The organism is Methylobacterium frigidaeris, assembly GCF_022179185.1.
GTDB classification, from domain to species: Bacteria; Pseudomonadota; Alphaproteobacteria; order Rhizobiales; family Beijerinckiaceae; genus Methylobacterium; species Methylobacterium frigidaeris.
In genome coordinates, this window is record NZ_BPQJ01000046.1 from 17,317 (window position 1) to 34,706 (window position 17,390).

Consider the following 17,390-nt stretch of genomic DNA (forward strand, 5'->3'; position numbering starts at 1 on the left):
GATGGACCATGGACCTGATCGTACGGCGCGCCCAGCTCCAGGACCGCCCCCGCGGCGAACTGGTGGATATCGGCATCGCGGGCGGCTTCATCGACGCCATCGCGCCCCGGATCGATGGGGACGCTCCCGTGTTCGACGCGGCCGGCCGGCTCACCTGCGCGGGCCTCGTCGAGACCCACATCCATCTCGACAAGTCGCGCCTCCTCGGCCGCTGCCCGGCCGAGCCCGGCCGCGCCATCAACCCGGTGCGCTACGTCGAGGCGTTCAAGCCCGACATCTCGGAGGACGACGTCTACGAACGCGCCGAGGCCACCTTGCGGGAATGCCTGCTGCACGGCACGACGCGCATCCGTACCCATGTCGAGATCGACCCGAAGATCGGGCTCAGGGGCTACGACGCCTTGGCGCGACTGTCCCGCGACTACGCCTGGGCGGTCGACCTTCAGCTCTGCGTCTTCCCGCAGGACGGGCTGACCAACGTCCCCGGCACGGATGAATTGCTCGTCGAGACGCTGGAGCGCGGCGCCCGGGTGATCGGCGGCGCCCCCCGCTACGATACCGACGCGCCGGCCCAGATCCGGCGCATCTTCGAGCTTGCCCGGGAGTACGATTGCGACGTCGACCTGCACCTCGATGTCGGGCCGACCGCCGACCATCTCGACGTCCACCTCGTGGCCGAGCTGACGGAAGCGTACGGCCTCGGCGGGCGCGTCGCGGTCGGCCACATGGCCAAGCTCTCGCTGATGCCGCCCGACGCCGTCGCGGCGGTGGCGCGGCGCCTCGCCGATGTCGGCGTGGCGGTCACGGTGCTGCCGGCGACCGACCTCTACCTGATGGGGCGCACTCACGATCACGCCGTGCCGCGCGGGGTCGCCGATGTCAACTTCCTGCTGGCGAAAGGAGTGAACTGCTCGCTGTCCTCGAACAACGTGCTGAACCCCGCCACGCCCTTCGGCGACTGCTCGCTGATCCGGATGGCGAACCTGCAGGCCAACGTCCTCCAGATCAGCCAGCCGGCCGATCTCTGCGACTGCTTCGACATGATCACGCGCCGCTCGGCGCGGCTCCTCAACGCGACCGATTACGGCGTCGCGGTCGGCAATCCGGCCGACCTCGTGGTGATCGACGCCGCCTCGCCCGAGGCCGCGATCGCCGAGATCCGCCGCCCTGTCGCGGCGTTCAAGCGCGGGCGGAAGACGATGGTGTGCGAGCCGGCGCAGCTGCTGACATAGGCCTCGGAGCGATCCGCCTCCCAGGGACACGCGACCGGCGCCGGGATGCACGAGACGACGCTCCGCGCCAGGGTCTAACAACGTGATTTTTCGTAGACCTGCCATGCAATAATGAGCATCTATGCTGGCCCGTTCATTGCGAAATACTCCGGCATTCGGACTGATGTTCCGGATACTCGGCCCCGTCGGCCTACACATGCAGAATTTATGATCGTCGTAACCGTGAAATACGGAGAGGGCACATGACAACGGTCAGCCTGGGCGCGGACAGTGCCGTCCAGAGCGAGAGCCAGCGCAGGCGGGCGATCGTCGCGGGCGTCATCGGCAACATCCTCGAATGGTACGATTTCGGGGTCTACGGCTACTTCGTGGCGACGATCTCGGCGCTGTTCTTCCCGACCAGCGACCCGCTCTCCTCGCTGCTCCTCACCTTCGGGGTCTTCGGCGTCGGCTTCGTGATGCGGCCGCTTGGTTCGATCGTCTTCGGCATCTACGGCGACCGCTACGGGCGGCGCGCCGCGCTGAGCCTGGTGATCTTCCTGATGGCGTTCTCGACGCTCGCCATCGGCCTCCTGCCGACCTACGACCAGATCGGCATCTGGGCGCCCCTGCTCCTCGTGCTCATCCGCCTGATCCAGGGCCTCTCGGCCGGCGGCGAGTGGGGCGGCTCGACCGCCTACCTCGTCGAGTTCGCGCCCGAAGGAAAGCGCGGCTTCATCGGCTCCTGGCAGCAGGTCAGCGTCGGCGCCGGCTTCCTTCTCGGCTCGCTCAGCGCGGCGCTGATCGCCGAGATCCTGTCGCCGGCCGACCTTGTCGCCTATGGCTGGCGCATCCCGTTCTTCATGGGCATCGCCGTCGGCCTCGTCGGCGCCTACCTGCGCTGGAGCCTGGACGACACGCCGGCCTTCGTCGAGATCGAGGAGAAGAACGAAGTTGCCAAGAATCCGCTCGTCGAGGCCTTCACGACGGAGCGCAAGGCCACCTTCACGATCTTCGGGCTGACGCTGCACAACACCGTCTCGTACTACATCCCGATCGTCTACATGACGAACTACATCCGCACGGCGGGCGGCCTGACGGCGAGCGCGGCGATGTGGATCGGCACCGCGTGCCTGACGGTCTTCGTCGTCCTGATCCCGATCTGGGGGGCGCTGTCGGACCGGGTCGGGCGCAAGCCGCTCATGCTCCTGTCCTCGGGCGGCTACATCATCCTGTCCTTCCCGCTGCTCATGATGGCCTCCTCGGGCAGCGTCGCGCTGGCCTTCGCGGCGCAGCTCATCATGATCGTGTTCCTGTCGTTCTTCTCCGGCCCCTGCCCGGCCGTGTACTCGGAGCTGTTTCCGACCCGCGTGCGCTACACGGCGCTCTCGGTCGGCTACAACACCGCGGTGGCGATCTTCGGGGGCTTCGCGCCCTTCATCTGCACCTGGCTGATCCAGCTCACCGGCAGCACGCTGGCGCCGGGCTACTACATGGTCGCGGCGGCGGTGATCACCTTCCTGGTGACCCTGCGCATCCGCGAGACCGCCTTCGAGCCCCTGCGATAGGACTTGAACCATGACCGACATGAGCAAGCTCGAGCCGTGGCAATGGCCGGAGGCGCAGTGGCGCCACCTCGTCGGGCAGGTCCGCGCCGGGCGCAGCTACCGTCCGGCCTCCTGGAAGAACGGCGCCCGCTGCGCGGTCGCCCTGTCCTTCGACAGCGACCACGAGACGAACGAGCTGCGCGACGGCGGAAAGTCGATCGGGCGGATGAGCTGGGGCCAGTACGGCAACCGCATCGGCATCCCGCGCGTCCTGGCGCTGCTCGACCGGTACGACGTCAAGGCGACGTTCTACGTGCCGGCGGTGGCGGCGCTGCTCTACGAGGACGAGCAGCGCCGCATCGTCGCCGAGGGCCACGAGATCGGCATCCACGGCTGGATCCACGAGCTGAACTCGATCCTGCCCTACGAGGCGGAGCGCGACCTGATGTTTCGCTCGACCGACACGCTGGAGCGCATCACCGGCGTGCGGCCGGTGGGCCTGCGGACGCCGTCCTGGGATTTCAGCCCCAACACTCTGAAGATCGAGACCGAGCTCGGGCTCCTCTACGATTCCTCGCTGATGGCCGACGAGGATTGCTACGAGCTCGAGCTCCACGGCGAGAAGACCGGCATCGTCGAAGTACCGGTGGAGTGGATCCGCGACGACGCGGTCTACTTCATGATGAACCGCTTCCAGTCGCTGCGGCCCTACACGCCGCCGGCCGACGTGCTCGACATCTTCACGCGCGAGTTCGACGCGGCCTACGAGGCGGGCGGGCTGTTCCAGCTGACGATGCACCCGCACATCATCACGCCGCGCTCGCGCATCTGGATCCTCGAGGAGCTGATCCGCCACGCCAAGGCGAAGGACGTGTGGTTCGCCACCCACGCCGAGGTCGCGGCCTACGCCCGGGAGCACGCGGCCTGATGCGGATCCGGCTCGACGGCCGCGTCGCCCTCGTCACCGGGGCGGCGCAAGGAATCGGCCAGGCGATCGCGCGCTCCTTGCGGGAGGCGGGCGCGCGCATCCACCTGACCGATCTCGACGCGGACGGCTTGGCGGTGGCGGGCGAGAACCTGCAGGCGCGGACCCACCCTTGCGACCTCGCCGATCGGGCCGCAGCGCACGCGCTCGTCGCGCGCATCCTCGCCGAGGAAGGCCGGCTCGACATCCTGGCTCTCGCCGCCGGCGGCGTGCGCGGCCAGGTCGGCCGGCCGATCGAGGAGGTCACGGAGGAGGATTGGCACCGCCTGTTCCAGGCCAATGTCGACGGCGCGTTCTGGCTCGCGCAAGGAGCCGCGCCGCATTTCCGGCAGAGCGGCTGGGGCCGCATCGTGGCGGTCGCCTCGAGCGCGGGCCTGCGCCCGAGCCTCACCGGCATCCACGCCTATACGGCGTCGAAGCACGCCCTCGTCGGCACGGTCCGCCAGCTCTCCTGGGAACTCGGGCCGCACGGCACGACCGTGAACGCGGTGGCGCCAGGGCTGATCCTGACGAACCCCGCCACCCACGCGCAGTGGGAGGCGTATGGTCCCGAGGGGCAGCAGCGCCTGCTGGATTCGCTGCACACCCGCCGCCTCGGCAAGGCCGAGGACGTCGCGGCGGCGGTCATGTTCCTCGCCAGCGAGCAGGCCGGCTGGATCACCGGGCAGGTGATCCCGGTGGATGGGGGGCGGCTGTAGGCCCCTTCCGCCACGACCGACGCACGAAGCCGATACGAGAGTCCCGATGAGCGGCACCGACCCGACGCAAGACGTCATCGCGATCGCCGGCCTGACGCGGCCGGCCAAGATCCGGATCGATCCCTGGGGCATCTGCCACCTGCGGGCCGAGAGCCTGGACGACCTGTTCTTCCTGCAGGGGTTCAACGCCGCCCGCGACCGGCTCTGGCAGATCGACCTCTGGCGCAAGCGGGGGCTCGGGCGGCTCGCGGCCGATTTCGGACCCGGCTACCTCGCGCAGGACCGCGCCTCCCGCGCCTTCCTCTACCGCGGCGACATGGCGGCCGAGTGGACGAGCTACGCCCCGGACGCCCGCGCGATCGTCGAGGCCTTCACCCGCGGCATCAACGCCTACGTGGCACTGACGCGGCGCGAGCCGGAGCGCCTGCCGGACGAGTTCCGGCTCTTCGGTACCGAGCCCGCCCTCTGGGCGCCCGAGGACGTCGTGCGCATCCGCAGCCACGGCCTCACGCGCAACGCCCTCTCGGAGATCCTGCGTGCCAACGTGGCGTCCCGCTACGGCGACGCGACCGACCTCCTGCGCAAGAACCTGGAGCCGCGGGTCACACCGGGCAATCCCGGCGGTCTCGACCTCTCGCAGATCCCGGTCGCCGCGCTCGACCTCTTCAAGCTCGGGACGGCCGGCGTCCTGTTCACGAAGGAGCGCCTCGCCGCCTCCCTCGCTGACGCCGAGGCCTGGACCCGCGTCACCGATCTCGGCGAGGTCGTGCGCGATGCGGCCTGGGAGGGCTCGAACAACTGGGCCGTCGCCGGCACGCGCACGGCGACCGGCCGCCCGATCCTGGCGGGCGATCCCCACCGCGCCCACGCCGTGCCGTCGTTGCGCTACCTCGTGCACCTGAGCGCGCCGGGCTTCGACGCGATCGGCGCCGGCGAGCCCGCCGTGCCCGGACTCTGCATGGGGCATAACGGCGAGGCGGCCTTCGCCATCACGATCTTCGGTGCCGACCAGGAGGACCTCTACGTCTACGAGACGAAGCCGGGTGATCCGGACCGCTACCGCTACGAGGGCGAGTGGGTGCCGATGACGATCGTCGAGGAGACGGTCGCCGTGAAGGGGGCGCCGGACCAGGCCTTGCGCCTGCGCTTCACCCGGCACGGCCCGGTCATCCACGCCGATCCGGCCGGGAACCGCGCCATCGCGCTGCGCTCGGTGTGGTTCGAGCCGGGCTCGGCCGCCTACCTCGCCAGCCTGTCGACCATGCGGGCGCGAACGCTGCCCGAGTACCGCGCGGCGGCGAAGCGCTGGGGCGCGCCCTCGCTCAATCACGTCTACGCCGACACGGGCGGCACGATCGCCTGGTTCCCGGCCGGCTACACCCCGAACCGGCCGAACTGGGACGGCCTGCTGCCGGTCCCGGGCGATGGCCGCTTCGAATGGGCAGGCTTCCACGACCTCGACGCCATGCCGCGGCTGGAGAACCCGCCCGAGGGCTTCGTCGCCAGCGCCAACGAGGCGAACATGCCAGCCGACTGGCCGCACGCCGAGAGGCAGGTCGGCTACGAGTGGCTGGAGGGAAGCCGCGCCCGCCGCATCCGCGCGGTGCTGTCGGGCGCCGCCGGCCACGCCATCGCCGATTCGGCCGCGTTGCAGACGGATGTCGTCTCGATGCCCGCGCGGCGGCTGAGCCCGCTGCTGGAGCGCCTTCCGGGATCGGGCCCAGCCGGGCCGGGGCGCGCGCTGCTTCTCTCCTGGGACGGCAGGCTGACGATCGATTCGGGCGCCGGGCTCCTCTCCGAACTCTGGTGGACGCGCCACCTGAAGCCCGCCCTGTTCGCCCTCCTGATCGACGACCCGGCCGTGCGCACCCTCATGCTGCCGGGCGACGTCGAGGGCATCCTGCAGGCCCTGGAGGCGCCCGACTCCCGTTTCGGCGACGATCCCGTGGCAGCACGCGACGGGCTGCTGGCCGAGACCCTGGCGGCGGCCTTCGCGGAGGCGAGTGCACGCTACGGCGGGGACCCCGCGCGCTGGCGCTGGGGCGACCTGCACCATGGCTTCTTCGAGCACGCGGCGAGCCCGGCCGCCGATGCGGATCTGCGCAGCACGCTCGATGTCGGGCCGCTGGAGAAGCCCGGCAGCGCCTCGACGGTGATGCACGCCGCCTATCGGAGCGCCGATTTCCGCGTCACCAACGGGGCCTCGGTCCGCTTCGTCATCGACGTGGGCGACTGGGACAACAGCGTGTGCATCAACGCCCCTGGCCAGTCCGGCGACCCGCGCTCACCGCATTACCGCGACCTCGCACCCCTCTGGGCCAGGGGCGACTACGTGCCGATGCTCTACAGCCGGGGGGCTGTCGACGCGGCGAGCGTGGTCACGATCCGGCTGGTGCCGGAGGATCGGCCCTGATCGGGCACGAGGTCGAAACTCAAGGCAGCGCGGTGTGACGCGCCGCTTTCGGCCCTCGCCAGCCGCTCCATGCAGCGCGATAGCGTGATTCGACGACTGGATGATAGCGCCCCCGACGAGCGCGACCTTGCCGTCCCGCATGCCCATGATGGGTCGATCCGTCGATCAAGTGTTCAGGGTCGCCGAACCGAAAGTGGCGTGGCCTTTGGAGATGACGAGCGGCTCGCGGGCCGGAACGCTGGCGCGGAACGAGCCGTCCCGCCATATTTTTCCCGCGAATGGTCTCGCCCGGTTAGACAGGCGCGGAGAACCGCATCGCCGCGAGCCGGGCGAGGGCGGAGGCATGGTGCTCGTCGACGACGAGACGATCACCGCTTGAGCGCAGGTCCTCCTGTCGATCCTGCCGGCGTCCGAGGCCGCGTCCTTGGCGTTGCGGTTCGCCCGGTCGATCCGCAACACCAGGACCCCGCCGGTCTTCGTCGATTGCAACGCGGTCAGCGTCCCGCGGGCGCGCGAGATGGAGGGCGTCGATCCGCTTGTTCTGGGTGGCCTCGCTCAGCGTCCCGCGGGCGCGCGAGATGGAGGCCGTGGTCGCCACGGCCGGCGCCGCGTTCATGGATGGGGTCCGCGTCGGGCTGCCGCTGCGGGAGAACGACCCCGGTCCGGCCTTCTACGTCTCCGGTAGAGCGTGCCGCGATCTGCTCGGCCTCGGCGAATACGGCCTCGACATGCGCTGTATCGACGGACCGGTCGGGGCGGCCTCGGGGCCGGCGATGCCCCCCGCGCGCCGAACTTGCCGCGAGCCAGCCGCAGATGCTGGCGCGCTACGAGAAGACCCTGCCGGACATGTTCGGCAAGGCCTTTCGCTCGCTCCACCGGTGCCAGCAGGCCCCGAAGATAGGCCCCCGCCCGCCGGCGCGGCGCGGCCCGCCCAAATCGGGCGGCGATCCGTTCCAGAACCTCATCGAGGCCCTGCGCCCAGTCCGCCACATCCGCTCGCGTCACCCTCGTCATGGCACACCTCCACCATGGCAACACACAATCCCGGTTGTAGTATTAGAGCATTTCTCTTTCAGGTAGAAATGGTGCCGGTCATGGCTGAGGTTGCGTCGTAGCCGGCTGCTGCGATGATGCGGCGGCACTCTCGCGGTTTGAAGGAGCGCAGGACCCGCCGGATCGCCTGGTGTAGCGCCGCCTCGCTTCGCGGCGCCGCCTTGCGCAGCAGCGCCTTGATCTTGGCAAACACGCGCTCGATCGGGTTGAAGTCCGGCGAGTATTTCGGCAGGTACAGGAGCCGCGCTCCCACCGCAGCGAGTGCCTCGCGGACCCCGGCCACCTTGTGGGCCGACAGATTGTCCAGGATCACCGTGTCGCCCGGCCGCAGGGCTGGCGCCAGCACCTGTTCCACAAGGTCCTGACGCCGTGGACGCCGCGTCGAGTGGTCACCGCCTCACCTCCCGCTCCAACCAGGCTCCGCTCTCGGCGACCACAGATGTGGATATCCGATACTTACGTAATTGCACTATTGATCTTTGGTATGTAGATCAATGCGGGAGCCTTATAAACGGCATAGCCGCGGAAGGCGAGAATGATACGAGTCATGACACGTTGGAATCGGTCGAGTATCCACATAGCGACAGAGATATCGTCCTAGGGCTGCTGCCAGTGCATTTTCGCTCCGGGATGAAATCAACAAAACTGCCGATATATTTTGAATATTATTTGCATTAACTCATATAATATTTCGGAAAAAGCCTTAACAAAGATAAATATCGCACCATTGTTTGATTTTAATATGCAAAAATCAATATTTTATAAGTCTACCGCAGCGCTCGTCAATATGATTTCTGCCGCAATCATTATTCCGGATATTAATCAAGATAATTTAAATCAAATTATAAGTAAAATCTGGCTATGCAATCGCACGAAAATCTGAAAAACTTCGTCCTCACCTGCTCTAGAGATTTTAGTCTTGGACCGAAGAAGACATGTCTGGGAACGATTTGCACGTCTGCCAAACAGCCGAATGGCTCGAGATGGCTCAAATCGTTCGAGCGAGCACGGTATTGGGCCGCTCGCCCGAGCAGCTCCGGCGTAAGGCCAAGATCTCTTGGCCTGCGTGACGGTGTTGGAAGGCTGGTTAAGAATTTCAGTGCGTAGCGCCCTCGAGCCTATGCGCCACAGTGTCGGGCACGATGACCTCGGCCCAGTCAGCCACGATCCCCTCGTCGGCCTGCCGCTGCGGCAGGCCTCCCAAGATCAATTCATGGAACCGGGACATTCGTGCAGATGACCGCCTTGCTCGCTCCGCTGGCCCTTGCCGATGACATCGAGGCGCAGGCCGCCTGTCCAATTCCGGCTGTCGACGCCGGCCTCGATCCGGTGCCGCTCGTCGTCGATCTCGACAGAACGCTCCTGCGCACGAACCTTGTCCATGAGGCAATCCTCGCGATCCTGCGTCATGACGCCCTCGCGATCTTTCGGCTGCTCGGCTGGCTGCTGGGCGGCCGTGCTGCGTTCCGACGCCGAGTCCTCGCGCACCCGGCACTCGACGTTGCGACGCTGCCGGTCGACGAGACTCTGCTTGCCGACCTGACGGTTCGGAAGGCCTCGGGACGCATGATCGTCCTGGCGACGACGCTTGATCCGGCCCTCGCTCACCGGCTGGCACAGCGCTTCTCCCTGGTAGACGGCGTGATCACCACCGGGGATGCGGCGGATTCCTCGGCGGCTCGGGCCGCACGCCTCGCCGAGCAGTTGCCCCAAGGCTTCGACTACGTGGGGTCGGCCGGCGGGGACCTGCCCATCTGGGCTGCGGCGCGCCGCGCCATCGTCGCGGAGGCCCGGCCGGACCTCGTCGAGACCCTGCGCGCCCTCGGACGGCCCGTGGAGAAGATCGGCGCGGCTGCCGCCTCGTCGCGCGCCCGCGCATTGCTCAAGGGCCTGCGCCTGCACCAATGGGCCAAGAACGCCCTAGTCGCCGTACCGCTCGTGCTCGGCGGCAGGGCCGGCGAGCCCGAGGCCTGGCTGGCGGCGTCGGCCGCCTTCCTGGCGCTGGGCCTGATCGCCTCTGCGACCTACCTCCTCAACGACCTCTGGGACCTGCCGCACGACCGGGCGCACTGGACGAAGCGCAACCGGCCGCTCGCCAGCGGTCGTCTGTCGCTGGGCCTCGCCCTGTGCGCCGTCGCCGTGGGGCTGACGGTCGGGCTAGGCTTGGCCGCCTCGGTCAGGCCGGCGGTGCTGGCCGGCGTGCTCGCCTATCTCGCCCTGACCCTCGCCTACTCGCTCGCGCTGAAGCGGGTCCCGATGCTCGACGCGCTGACGCTCGGCAGCCTGTTCACCATGCGCCTCGTCATTGGCGTGGCCGCGGTCGCCGTGGTGTGGTCGCCCTGGCTCCTCACCTTCTCGATGTTCCTGTTCACCTCGCTCTCCTTCGCCAAGCGTCACACGGAGCTGCGAGGCGCGGTGAAGCGGATGCGCAGCGGCAAGCTCTCCGGCCGCGGCTACCACACGGCCGACGAGCCGGTGGTGCTCGCCTTCGGCATCGCGGCGGGGCTCGCCAGCATCGTGATCTTCATCCTCTACCTCGCCAACGAGGCCTTCCGGCACGCAGCCCTGGCGGCCCCGTTCCTGCTCTGGAGCTTCCCGCCAATTCTGGCGCTGTTCATGAGTCGGGTCTGGCTGCTCGCGGGCCGGGACGAGCTCAACGACGATCCGGTGGCCTTCGCGATCCGCGACCGGACAAGCCTGGGACTCGCCGGCACGGCCGCCGCCGCCTTCGCGCTCGCCGCCTTCGGCGTCCCGGGCATCGCCGTATGATCGATCATCCCGCCTTCCGCTTCCTCATCGCAGGCGGCTCGGCCGCCGCGGTCAACTGGCTGGCGCGCCTCATGCTCTCTCAGGTGCTGCCGTTCGGGACGGCCCTGATCCTCGCGCAAGGCGTCGGCATGGCGGCGGGGTTCTGGCTCTACCGCGTCTTCGTGTTCCAGGCCGCGAACGGCTCCCTGCGCCGCCAGCTCGCCGCCTTCCTGGCCGTCAACGCGGTGAGCGCCGGCATCGTCCTCATGGCGAGTCTCGCGGCCGCCGCGGTGCTCGCGCGGGGCCTCGGCCTCGCCGTCCCCTTCGCCGAAGGGATCGGCCACGCTTTCGGCATCGGGGTCGGGGCGGTCGCGAACTATGTCGGCCACCGCCTCCTCACCTTCCCCGGGCCGGCGGACCTGAATGCCGCCCGCTGACCTGGAACCGCCAGACGATGAGGCCGCGATGACCCTCGACACCCCGCTCAGCCTGCCCGCCGGGAGATCCGGCCGATTTCCGATCCCGGGCCGGGCCGACCTCCAGGCGCGGGCCGCGCGCATCCGGGAGAGTGTCGCGGGCGGCCTGCGCAGCGACACCCTGGCCCTCTCCGCGGTCGGGGCGATCGTCTCGGTCGCGCTGACGGGCTTCGTGCTCGGCGCGTCGAACAACATCTTCCATCTGCCGATCGTGGCGGGCCTGCCGGACGAGCCGCAGTTCCGCGCCGACGCCTTCGTCCAGTCCTTGCGTTTCTTCGCCTCCGGCATCTGGCTTCTGCTGCGCGGCTCGGCTGCGCAGGTCGACACCTACGGCCTGTTCCTCGCCCTCCACCTCCTCTCCCGGTTCCTCACGATCCTGGGACTGCTGCTCTGTGCCGGACTGCTCGGAGTGCGCAGCCGAAACCAGAAGATCGTCTTCACCGCCCTGGTCTGTCTCGCGCCGATGCTGCGCGGCGTATCCTATGCTGGAGCAGGCGGCCTGTTCCTGAACGTGTTCACGCATTCGGAGATTGCCAACGGCCTCTCGCTGCTGATGATCTGGTGCCTTGCCACGGGCCGGGTCACGGCTGGCCTTGCGCTCAACGGGCTGGTGTTCTTCGTCAACGCCTTCGTCGCGGTGTGGAACGTCGTACCGGTCGCGCTGCTCTGCGGCTTCAGCCTCGCGACCGGCCGCATCGACCGGGTACGGCTGGCCCGTTCCGCGGGGCTCGGCCTCGCCCTGGCGAGCCTCCCGGCCCTTCCCGTCATCCTCAACGTTCTCGCCAATCCGGGCTTCGGCCGGCCTGCAGGTTTCGACTACCCGACCTTCCTGCGCGAGTTCTACCCGCACCACTTCTTGATCGGGGAGATCCCGGCCGGGCAGATCGTCTCGGTCGCGGCCCTGCTGCTCCTCGCCAATCTCAGCCTCTGGCGGATGCGCCGCCGGGCCGAGCCCTTCCTGCTCGTCCTGTGGGGCTACATGGCAGTCTACGCGCTGGGCATGGTGGCACCTCTGCTCACGGGTAGCCCTGCCGTTCTCAACCTGCACCTCCTGCGCGTCAGCACCTTCTTTCATCTGCTGGCGGCGCTCGGCAGCCTCGCGCTGCTGACGCGGATGCTGCACCGGCGCAGACCGCTTCACGCGCGGGCGACGGCCTTCCTGCTGTTCTGCCTCCTCTGCACGGTGCGGCCCCTCACCCTGCTGGCCCCCGTGCTGCTCCTGCCGCACCGTCCGCCGCGGTTCTGGCGGCGTCTCTTCCAGGAGCGCGCGCTGCCGCAGCGAGCAGCGCGGGCGGCGGGCCTGGCGATGCTCGTCGGCGTCGCCGCCCTGATCGCAGGGCTGACGGTGAAGAGTTGGGGGCACAACCGCAGGCTCTCCTCCGTCGCCGCGGAATGGGAGACCGTCGGCCTCTGGGCCCGGAGCAGCACGGCGCCGGACGCGATCTTCCTGGTGCCGGTCGCCGGCTCGCCGGACTTTGCCGAGGCGCTGAAGGGCGTCCCGCGGGAGGTCCACGAGGCCGGCACCTCGCGCTTCGAGTTCGCCGCACACCGCCGGGTGTGGGTTGATTTCGGCCGAGGCGCCGCCGTCATGTGGCAGCCTGCCTATTACGCAGAGTGGCGTCGCCGTACGCGGGCGGTCGCGGCCCTCGGCACGGTCGCGGAGCGCAGGGCCTACGCCGCGGCGAACGGCATCGCCTACCTCGTCGAGCGTTGCGCGCCGGGAGACCGGCTGGATAGCCTGCCGGACCTCGCCTTCCGGACGCGAAACCTCTGCGTCCTCCCGGCCGTATCCGGGGCGCAGGTCCCAGCGGCCGGACCGGGAGCGGGCTGAGCGCCGGACCGGTGAGCCAGGAGCTTGCTGCAAAGCCGGGTTCATGGCGCGGACGGGATCTGCTGTCCCGCTCTCACGCACCGGCCTCAGCGGGAAGCCCGCTTTCGGCTTGCCCCGCCTCGTCTCATCAACCGGCCGACCCCGGCCGGAACTCCTCCCGCCGCCTCAAAGCCCCCTGCTGCCGGCACCGCTCCCACTCCGGACCACTTCAAGGGGCCCAGACCGTGCTGCGCCTGGCCTCCCGGTCCGCGTCCCGCCCAGCTCCAGCCCATCGCACGATCCGGCCGATCGGATGCGGATCCTACCCGCTCAGCGCCCGCGCCGCCTCGATCGCCAGCGGCGCGAACCGCTTGCGAAACTCGTCGGGCGTCCACTCGCTGAGGGAACCGGCGATGTGGACCGCACCGAGGGGCCGGCCCGGACCCGCGAGCACGGCCGCGCTGAGCACGACCTCACCGATCAGCGCCTCCTCGGTGGCGTAGGCATAGCCGTCGCGGCGCGCCTCCTTCACCTTGCGCCAGATCCTCGCCGGCTCGAGCAGCGTCTTGGGCGTCAGCGGCTTGCGGTCCGAGCGCGCCAGGATGTCGTCGACGGCCTCGTCCGGCAATTGCGCCAGGCAGGCGCGCCCGCCGGAGGAGGCGAAGGTCGGCACGCGCCGGCCGGCGAGCGTGGCATAGAACGTCTCGCGCTTGCTCTGCAGCCGCACCGCGTAGATCGTGGTGAGATCGTCGAAGAGGCTGAGATCGACGCGCTCGTTGGCGGCCTTGCGCAGCTCGACGAGGACCGGCATCGCCCGCTCGATGAGCGGGTTCGCGCGCAGATAGTCGAAGGATCGGTCGAGGATGCGCCGCCCCGGGACGAGGCCGCCGTCGCGGCCGCGCTCGAGATAGCCGCGGCTGAGCAGTGTCTGCGCGATGCGCTGGGCCGCGCTCTTGTTCGTCCCGGCGGCCTGCGCGAGCTCGCCGAGCGACATCGGCCGCGGGCTGGCGGCGAAGGCTTCGAGCACGTCGAGCGCACGCGCCACCGATTGCAGGAACAACCGGTCGTCGACCCCGCCGCTCCGCGGCGGCGCTTCGCCGTCTCCCTCGTCGTCCATCCCCATGCGCCCGGCCGCCCCTCGCGTCAGCGGCCGTTCTACACCACCAGGGGCCCGCGAAAACAAGACGGCCGTATCGTCAGGCGATGTGACGCAGCGTCCGGTCCGCCCGGGCCGCGAGCCACGGGACGTCCTGCCGGACGCTACGGCACGATCCTGGCCCGTTCCAGCCGCCCTTACCCGCGCACCGGAAAGACGCGCGGCGACAGCTCCTCCAGGCTGCGCCCGGCCCAGTCGCGGCTCGGCGCGCCGGCGATGACCTCGGCCTGGCCGCGCCGCAGCATCGCGATGTCCTCGGCGATATCGAAGGTCGTCACCTCGCCGTCGCGCACGACCTGGACGCCGTCGACGTAGACGTCGCGCACCGCGCGGTCGTTGGCCGAGTAGATCAGGCTGCGCAACGGCTCGTAATCGGGCTGCATGTAGGGGTTGCTCATGTCGATCACCGCGAAGTCGGCCTTGCAGCCGGGCGCGAGCCGGCCGAGATCCGGCCGCCGGATCAGGTCGGCGCCGCCGCTCGTCGCGGCCGAGAAGGCCTGGGCGGTGGTTGCGGCGGTGTAGCTGCCCGCCCGGATGCGGCCGGCGTAGCAGGTCATGCGCAGTTCATCGAGCATGTTGTGCGGGAAGCTGTCGGTGCCGATCCCGCAGGGAATGCCCGCCTCCATATATCGGCCGAGCGAGTTCAGCGCGATGCCGCGGCGCGCGAAGACGACGGGGCAATGCGCGACGCCGGCGCCGCTGTCGCGCAGCCGCTCGAAGTCGTTCGCGTGCGGGAAATGCAACCAGGGATGGTCGTTGAGGAAGATGCCGTGGCCGATGACGAGGTCGGGCCCGAGCGCGCCGATCTTGTCGAGCCAGCCGATCGGCGTCTCGCCGGTGCGGCGCAGGATTTCCTGGAACTCGACGATGCTCTGCGCGGCGTGGATCTGGATCGGCTGGCCGCGGTCGCGGGCGGCGGCCAGCGCCTCGAGGATCTGGCCCTCCGTCACCGTGTCGATCTGCGCCGGGCAGAGCAGGCCCGAGATGCGGCCGCTCGGGTGGCGGCCGGCCTCGTCCATCAGGTCGATCGCCTCGCGCAGAAGGCGGTCGCCACGGGCCGGATCGAGGTCGTACTCGACCGAGTGGCCGTTGGTCGTCTTCCAGGGCCCGGAGCGGAACATCGCCCAGAGCACGGCCCGGATGCCGGTCTCGGCATAGTGCTCCGGCCAGTCGGGGGTCGGCTGGCCGAGGTCGCAGATCGTCGTGACGCCGCTCTTCAGAAGCTCCGAGACGGCGACGCGCCGGGCGTGCTTGGCGTAGCCCGGCCCGATGTTGAAGACCGGCATGAACTCGTAGAGCGAGCTCTGGCCGAGCTTGGCGCTGCCGAGCTCCTCGAGCATGCCCTTCCAGCCGGGTTCGTGTCCGGGATGCGAGTGGATGTCGACGAAGCCCGGGATCAGCATCAGCCCGGCGCCGTCGATCTCGCGCGTCACCGGGCCGTCATACCCCTTGCCCGAGGAACTCTGGCCGACGAAGACGACGTCCTTGCCCGCGAAGGCGAGATCGGCGTTCCGCAGGTAGATATGGGAGCCGGCCTCGGCATCCCAGGCGACGATCCAGTCGCAGTTCCGGTAGAGCGTCGCTCCGGCGGGCTCGGTCACGGTCCCCTCCCCTTCTCTCGTCTCTCTTGGTCAGATCGCTTCGCTCAGGCGGCTTCGCCGCCGCGGTCGTAGACGATGGCACCGCCGCGGATGGCGAGGTCGCAGCGCGTGTCGGACAGGATCTCCTCCGGCACGGCGCTCGTCATGTCGCGCGAGAACACCGCGATGTCGGCGGCCAGTCCCGGCACGAGGCGGCCGCGATGCCCCTCGGCCTTGTTCACGTATGCGCCCAGCGCCGTATAGGCGTGCAGCGCCTCGGCGATGGACAGCCGCTCAGGTCCGCCGATGACGGTACCGCGCGAGGTCTTGCGGGTGAGCATCGTGTAGAGGTTCGGAAACGGGTCGATGTCGCAGACCGGCGCGTCGCTGGAGGCCGCCGCCGCGAGGCCGCGGTCGAGCCAGGTCTTCATCGGGTAGGAGGCGGCCGCCCGCTTCTCGCCCAGCACCGAGACGTAGAGGTCGCCGAAATCGTAGATGAAGACCGGCTGCGGCACCGGCTCGACGCCGAGTCGCACCATGCGGTCGATCTGCGCCGGGCTGTTGAAGCCGCAATGCTCGATGCGGTGGCGCCGTGCCGGATCGGGCATGGCGACGAGGGCCTTCTCGAAGGCGTTCAGCGTCTGCTCGATCGCGGCGTCGCCGATCGCGTGAACGGCGAGCTGGTAGCCCTTGGCGTGATAATCCGCGACGAAGGCATCCATCTCGGGGTCGGTCAGCAGCGACAGCCCGACGGTCTCCGGCTCGCCGAGATAGGGCTGCGACATGGCGGCAGTGCGCCCGCCGGCGCTGCCGTCGGTGAAGATCTTGACCGGCCCGACCCGCACCATGTCGTCGCCCGTGCCGGTGATCACGCCGTCGGCGAAAGCCTGCTCGACGATGCCGCCGGGCCCGCCGAGCAGACAGAGGTTCACCCGCACCGGCAGGCGCCCGCTGCGCTGGGCGTTTCGGTAGGCGGCGACCTCGCGGTAGCCCGCCCGCATGCCGACGCCGGCATCCATGACGCTGGTGATGCCATAGGACAGGCACGCCTCGCCCGCCCGCTTGATCGCCGCGACGAGGTCCTCGTCCGTGGGATTGGGCAGCACGGCCTTCAACCGGTCGCGGCCGGTCTCGGCGAGGAGCCCGGTCAGGCGGCCGTTCTGCTGCTCGATCGCGCCGCCCTGCGGCACCGGCGTCGATTCGTCGATGCCGGCGAGCCTGAGCGCCATCGAGTTGGCGATCGTCACGTGCCCGCAGGCGCGCACGAGGGAGACCGGGTGGTCGGGCGCGACGGCGTCGAGCTCCTCGCGGAACGGATGCCGCTTCACGTCGAGCTCGAACTGGTCGTAGCCGCGCGCCAGGATCCAGCGGCCCGGCGGCAGGGCCCGGGCCCGCTCGCGGATCTTGCCGAGGAGCGCATCGAGGGTGCGGGCCGCCGCCGGCGTCACGTCGATGTCCAGCATGCCGAGCCCGTAGGGCAGGAGGTGCATGTGGGCGTCGTAGAGGCCCGGCGTCGCGAGCCGGCCGCGGAGGTCGACGACCCGCGTCCCCGGCCCGATCAGCGGAGCGAGCTCGGCCGCGGTGCCGGTCGCCAGCACCTTGCCGGCCCAGAGCGCGACGGCCTCGGCCATGCCCTCCTCAAGGCCGCAGAAGACGCGGCCGTTGGTCAGGATCGTATCGGCTTTCGGAAGCGCCGCCATCTGTCTCTCTGCC

The 17,390-nt window shown here is 69.5% G+C and carries 12 protein-coding genes and 2 pseudogenes; 8 read left to right on the top strand and 6 right to left on the bottom strand.

Features of this window, described 5'->3' with window-relative positions; genetic code table 11:
• Positions 1-8 precede the first annotated feature (8 nt).
• From MFF64_RS29680 to MFF64_RS29700, 5 genes are all read left to right on the top strand, one after another.
• On the top strand, positions 9-1,232 hold the full coding sequence (locus MFF64_RS29680) for an amidohydrolase family protein (RefSeq protein WP_238193093.1): 1,224 nt from the start codon (positions 9-11) through the stop codon (positions 1,230-1,232).
• A gap of 242 nt (positions 1,233-1,474) precedes the next feature.
• Positions 1,475-2,779: an MFS transporter gene (locus MFF64_RS29685; protein ID WP_238193094.1), complete on the top strand. Its 1,305-nt coding sequence runs from the start codon at positions 1,475-1,477 to the stop codon at positions 2,777-2,779.
• Between the two features lie 10 nt (positions 2,780-2,789).
• Positions 2,790-3,686 carry a polysaccharide deacetylase family protein gene (locus MFF64_RS29690; protein WP_099901718.1) on the top strand — a complete coding sequence of 299 codons (897 nt, stop codon included), beginning with the start codon at positions 2,790-2,792 and terminating at the stop codon, positions 3,684-3,686.
• The gene (locus tag MFF64_RS29695; RefSeq protein WP_238193095.1) at positions 3,686-4,441 is read left to right on the top strand and encodes an SDR family NAD(P)-dependent oxidoreductase; all 756 of its coding nucleotides are present in this window, start codon (positions 3,686-3,688) and stop codon (positions 4,439-4,441) included. Before MFF64_RS29690 ends, MFF64_RS29695 begins: the two co-directional genes overlap by 1 nt.
• A 46-nt stretch (positions 4,442-4,487) precedes the next feature.
• Positions 4,488-6,854 carry a penicillin acylase family protein gene (locus MFF64_RS29700; protein ID WP_238193096.1) on the top strand — a complete coding sequence of 789 codons (2,367 nt, stop codon included), beginning with the start codon at positions 4,488-4,490 and terminating at the stop codon, positions 6,852-6,854.
• Between the two features lie 292 nt (positions 6,855-7,146).
• Here MFF64_RS29700 and MFF64_RS29705 read toward each other — a convergent pair whose 3' ends face one another.
• The 3 genes and pseudogenes from MFF64_RS29705 to MFF64_RS29715 form a co-directional block, all read right to left on the bottom strand.
• Positions 7,147-7,470 (bottom strand): hypothetical protein, encoded by a 324-nt coding sequence (locus tag MFF64_RS29705; protein ID WP_238193097.1) that lies wholly within the window; start codon positions 7,468-7,470, stop codon positions 7,147-7,149.
• A gap of 242 nt (positions 7,471-7,712) precedes the next feature.
• Positions 7,713-7,889 (bottom strand): annotated as a pseudogene (locus MFF64_RS29710) (IS701 family transposase); the annotation flags it as partial.
• A 37-nt stretch (positions 7,890-7,926) separates the two neighbouring features.
• Positions 7,927-8,277, bottom strand: a pseudogene (locus MFF64_RS29715) (transposase); the annotation flags it as partial.
• 866 nt (positions 8,278-9,143) lie between these two features.
• On the opposite strand from MFF64_RS29715, the gene MFF64_RS29720 reads away from it, so the two are divergent.
• Genes MFF64_RS29720 through MFF64_RS29730 form a run of 3 tightly spaced genes read left to right on the top strand, consistent with a single transcriptional unit; the run spans position 9,144 to position 12,962 of the window.
• Positions 9,144-10,676, top strand: coding sequence for a UbiA family prenyltransferase (locus MFF64_RS29720; RefSeq protein ID WP_238193098.1), 1,533 nt, complete (start codon positions 9,144-9,146; stop codon positions 10,674-10,676).
• Positions 10,673-11,092, top strand: a complete 420-nt coding sequence (locus MFF64_RS29725; protein WP_099900445.1) for a GtrA family protein — start codon at positions 10,673-10,675, stop codon at positions 11,090-11,092. Before MFF64_RS29720 ends, MFF64_RS29725 begins: the two co-directional genes overlap by 4 nt.
• Positions 11,093-11,120: 28 nt before the next feature.
• Positions 11,121-12,962: a DUF6798 domain-containing protein gene (locus MFF64_RS29730; protein WP_238193099.1), complete on the top strand. Its 1,842-nt coding sequence runs from the start codon at positions 11,121-11,123 to the stop codon at positions 12,960-12,962.
• Between the two features lie 301 nt (positions 12,963-13,263).
• Here the strand turns inward: MFF64_RS29730 and MFF64_RS29735 are convergent, their stop codons facing one another.
• The 3 genes from MFF64_RS29735 to MFF64_RS29745 form a co-directional block, all read right to left on the bottom strand.
• Positions 13,264-14,058: an IclR family transcriptional regulator gene (locus tag MFF64_RS29735; protein WP_309296471.1), complete on the bottom strand. Its 795-nt coding sequence runs from the start codon at positions 14,056-14,058 to the stop codon at positions 13,264-13,266.
• A gap of 176 nt (positions 14,059-14,234) precedes the next feature.
• Positions 14,235-15,698, bottom strand: a complete 1,464-nt coding sequence (locus tag MFF64_RS29740) for an amidohydrolase family protein (protein ID WP_238193101.1) — start codon at positions 15,696-15,698, stop codon at positions 14,235-14,237.
• 44 nt (positions 15,699-15,742) lie between these two features.
• Positions 15,743-17,377 (bottom strand): amidohydrolase, encoded by a 1,635-nt coding sequence (locus MFF64_RS29745; protein ID WP_238193102.1) that lies wholly within the window; start codon positions 17,375-17,377, stop codon positions 15,743-15,745.
• Positions 17,378-17,390 lie beyond the last annotated feature (13 nt).

What these genes read in the sequence shown, in the direction of transcription:
- MFF64_RS29705 (WP_238193097.1), bottom strand. Translation starts at nt 7,470, where the DNA reads ATGAACGCGGCGCCGGCCGTGGCGACCACGGCCTCCATCTCGCGCGCC.
- MFF64_RS29725 (WP_099900445.1), top strand. Translation starts at nt 10,673, where the DNA reads ATGATCGATCATCCCGCCTTCCGCTTCCTCATCGCAGGCGGCTCGGCC.
- MFF64_RS29695 (WP_238193095.1), top strand. Translation starts at nt 3,686, where the DNA reads ATGCGGATCCGGCTCGACGGCCGCGTCGCCCTCGTCACCGGGGCGGCG.
- MFF64_RS29680 (WP_238193093.1), top strand. Translation starts at nt 9, where the DNA reads ATGGACCTGATCGTACGGCGCGCCCAGCTCCAGGACCGCCCCCGCGGC.
- MFF64_RS29745 (WP_238193102.1), bottom strand. Translation starts at nt 17,377, where the DNA reads ATGGCGGCGCTTCCGAAAGCCGATACGATCCTGACCAACGGCCGCGTC.
- MFF64_RS29720 (WP_238193098.1), top strand. Translation starts at nt 9,144, where the DNA reads ATGACCGCCTTGCTCGCTCCGCTGGCCCTTGCCGATGACATCGAGGCG.
- MFF64_RS29685 (WP_238193094.1), top strand. Translation starts at nt 1,475, where the DNA reads ATGACAACGGTCAGCCTGGGCGCGGACAGTGCCGTCCAGAGCGAGAGC.
- MFF64_RS29735 (WP_309296471.1), bottom strand. Translation starts at nt 14,058, where the DNA reads ATGGACGACGAGGGAGACGGCGAAGCGCCGCCGCGGAGCGGCGGGGTC.
- MFF64_RS29730 (WP_238193099.1), top strand. Translation starts at nt 11,121, where the DNA reads ATGACCCTCGACACCCCGCTCAGCCTGCCCGCCGGGAGATCCGGCCGA.
- MFF64_RS29700 (WP_238193096.1), top strand. Translation starts at nt 4,488, where the DNA reads ATGAGCGGCACCGACCCGACGCAAGACGTCATCGCGATCGCCGGCCTG.
- MFF64_RS29690 (WP_099901718.1), top strand. Translation starts at nt 2,790, where the DNA reads ATGACCGACATGAGCAAGCTCGAGCCGTGGCAATGGCCGGAGGCGCAG.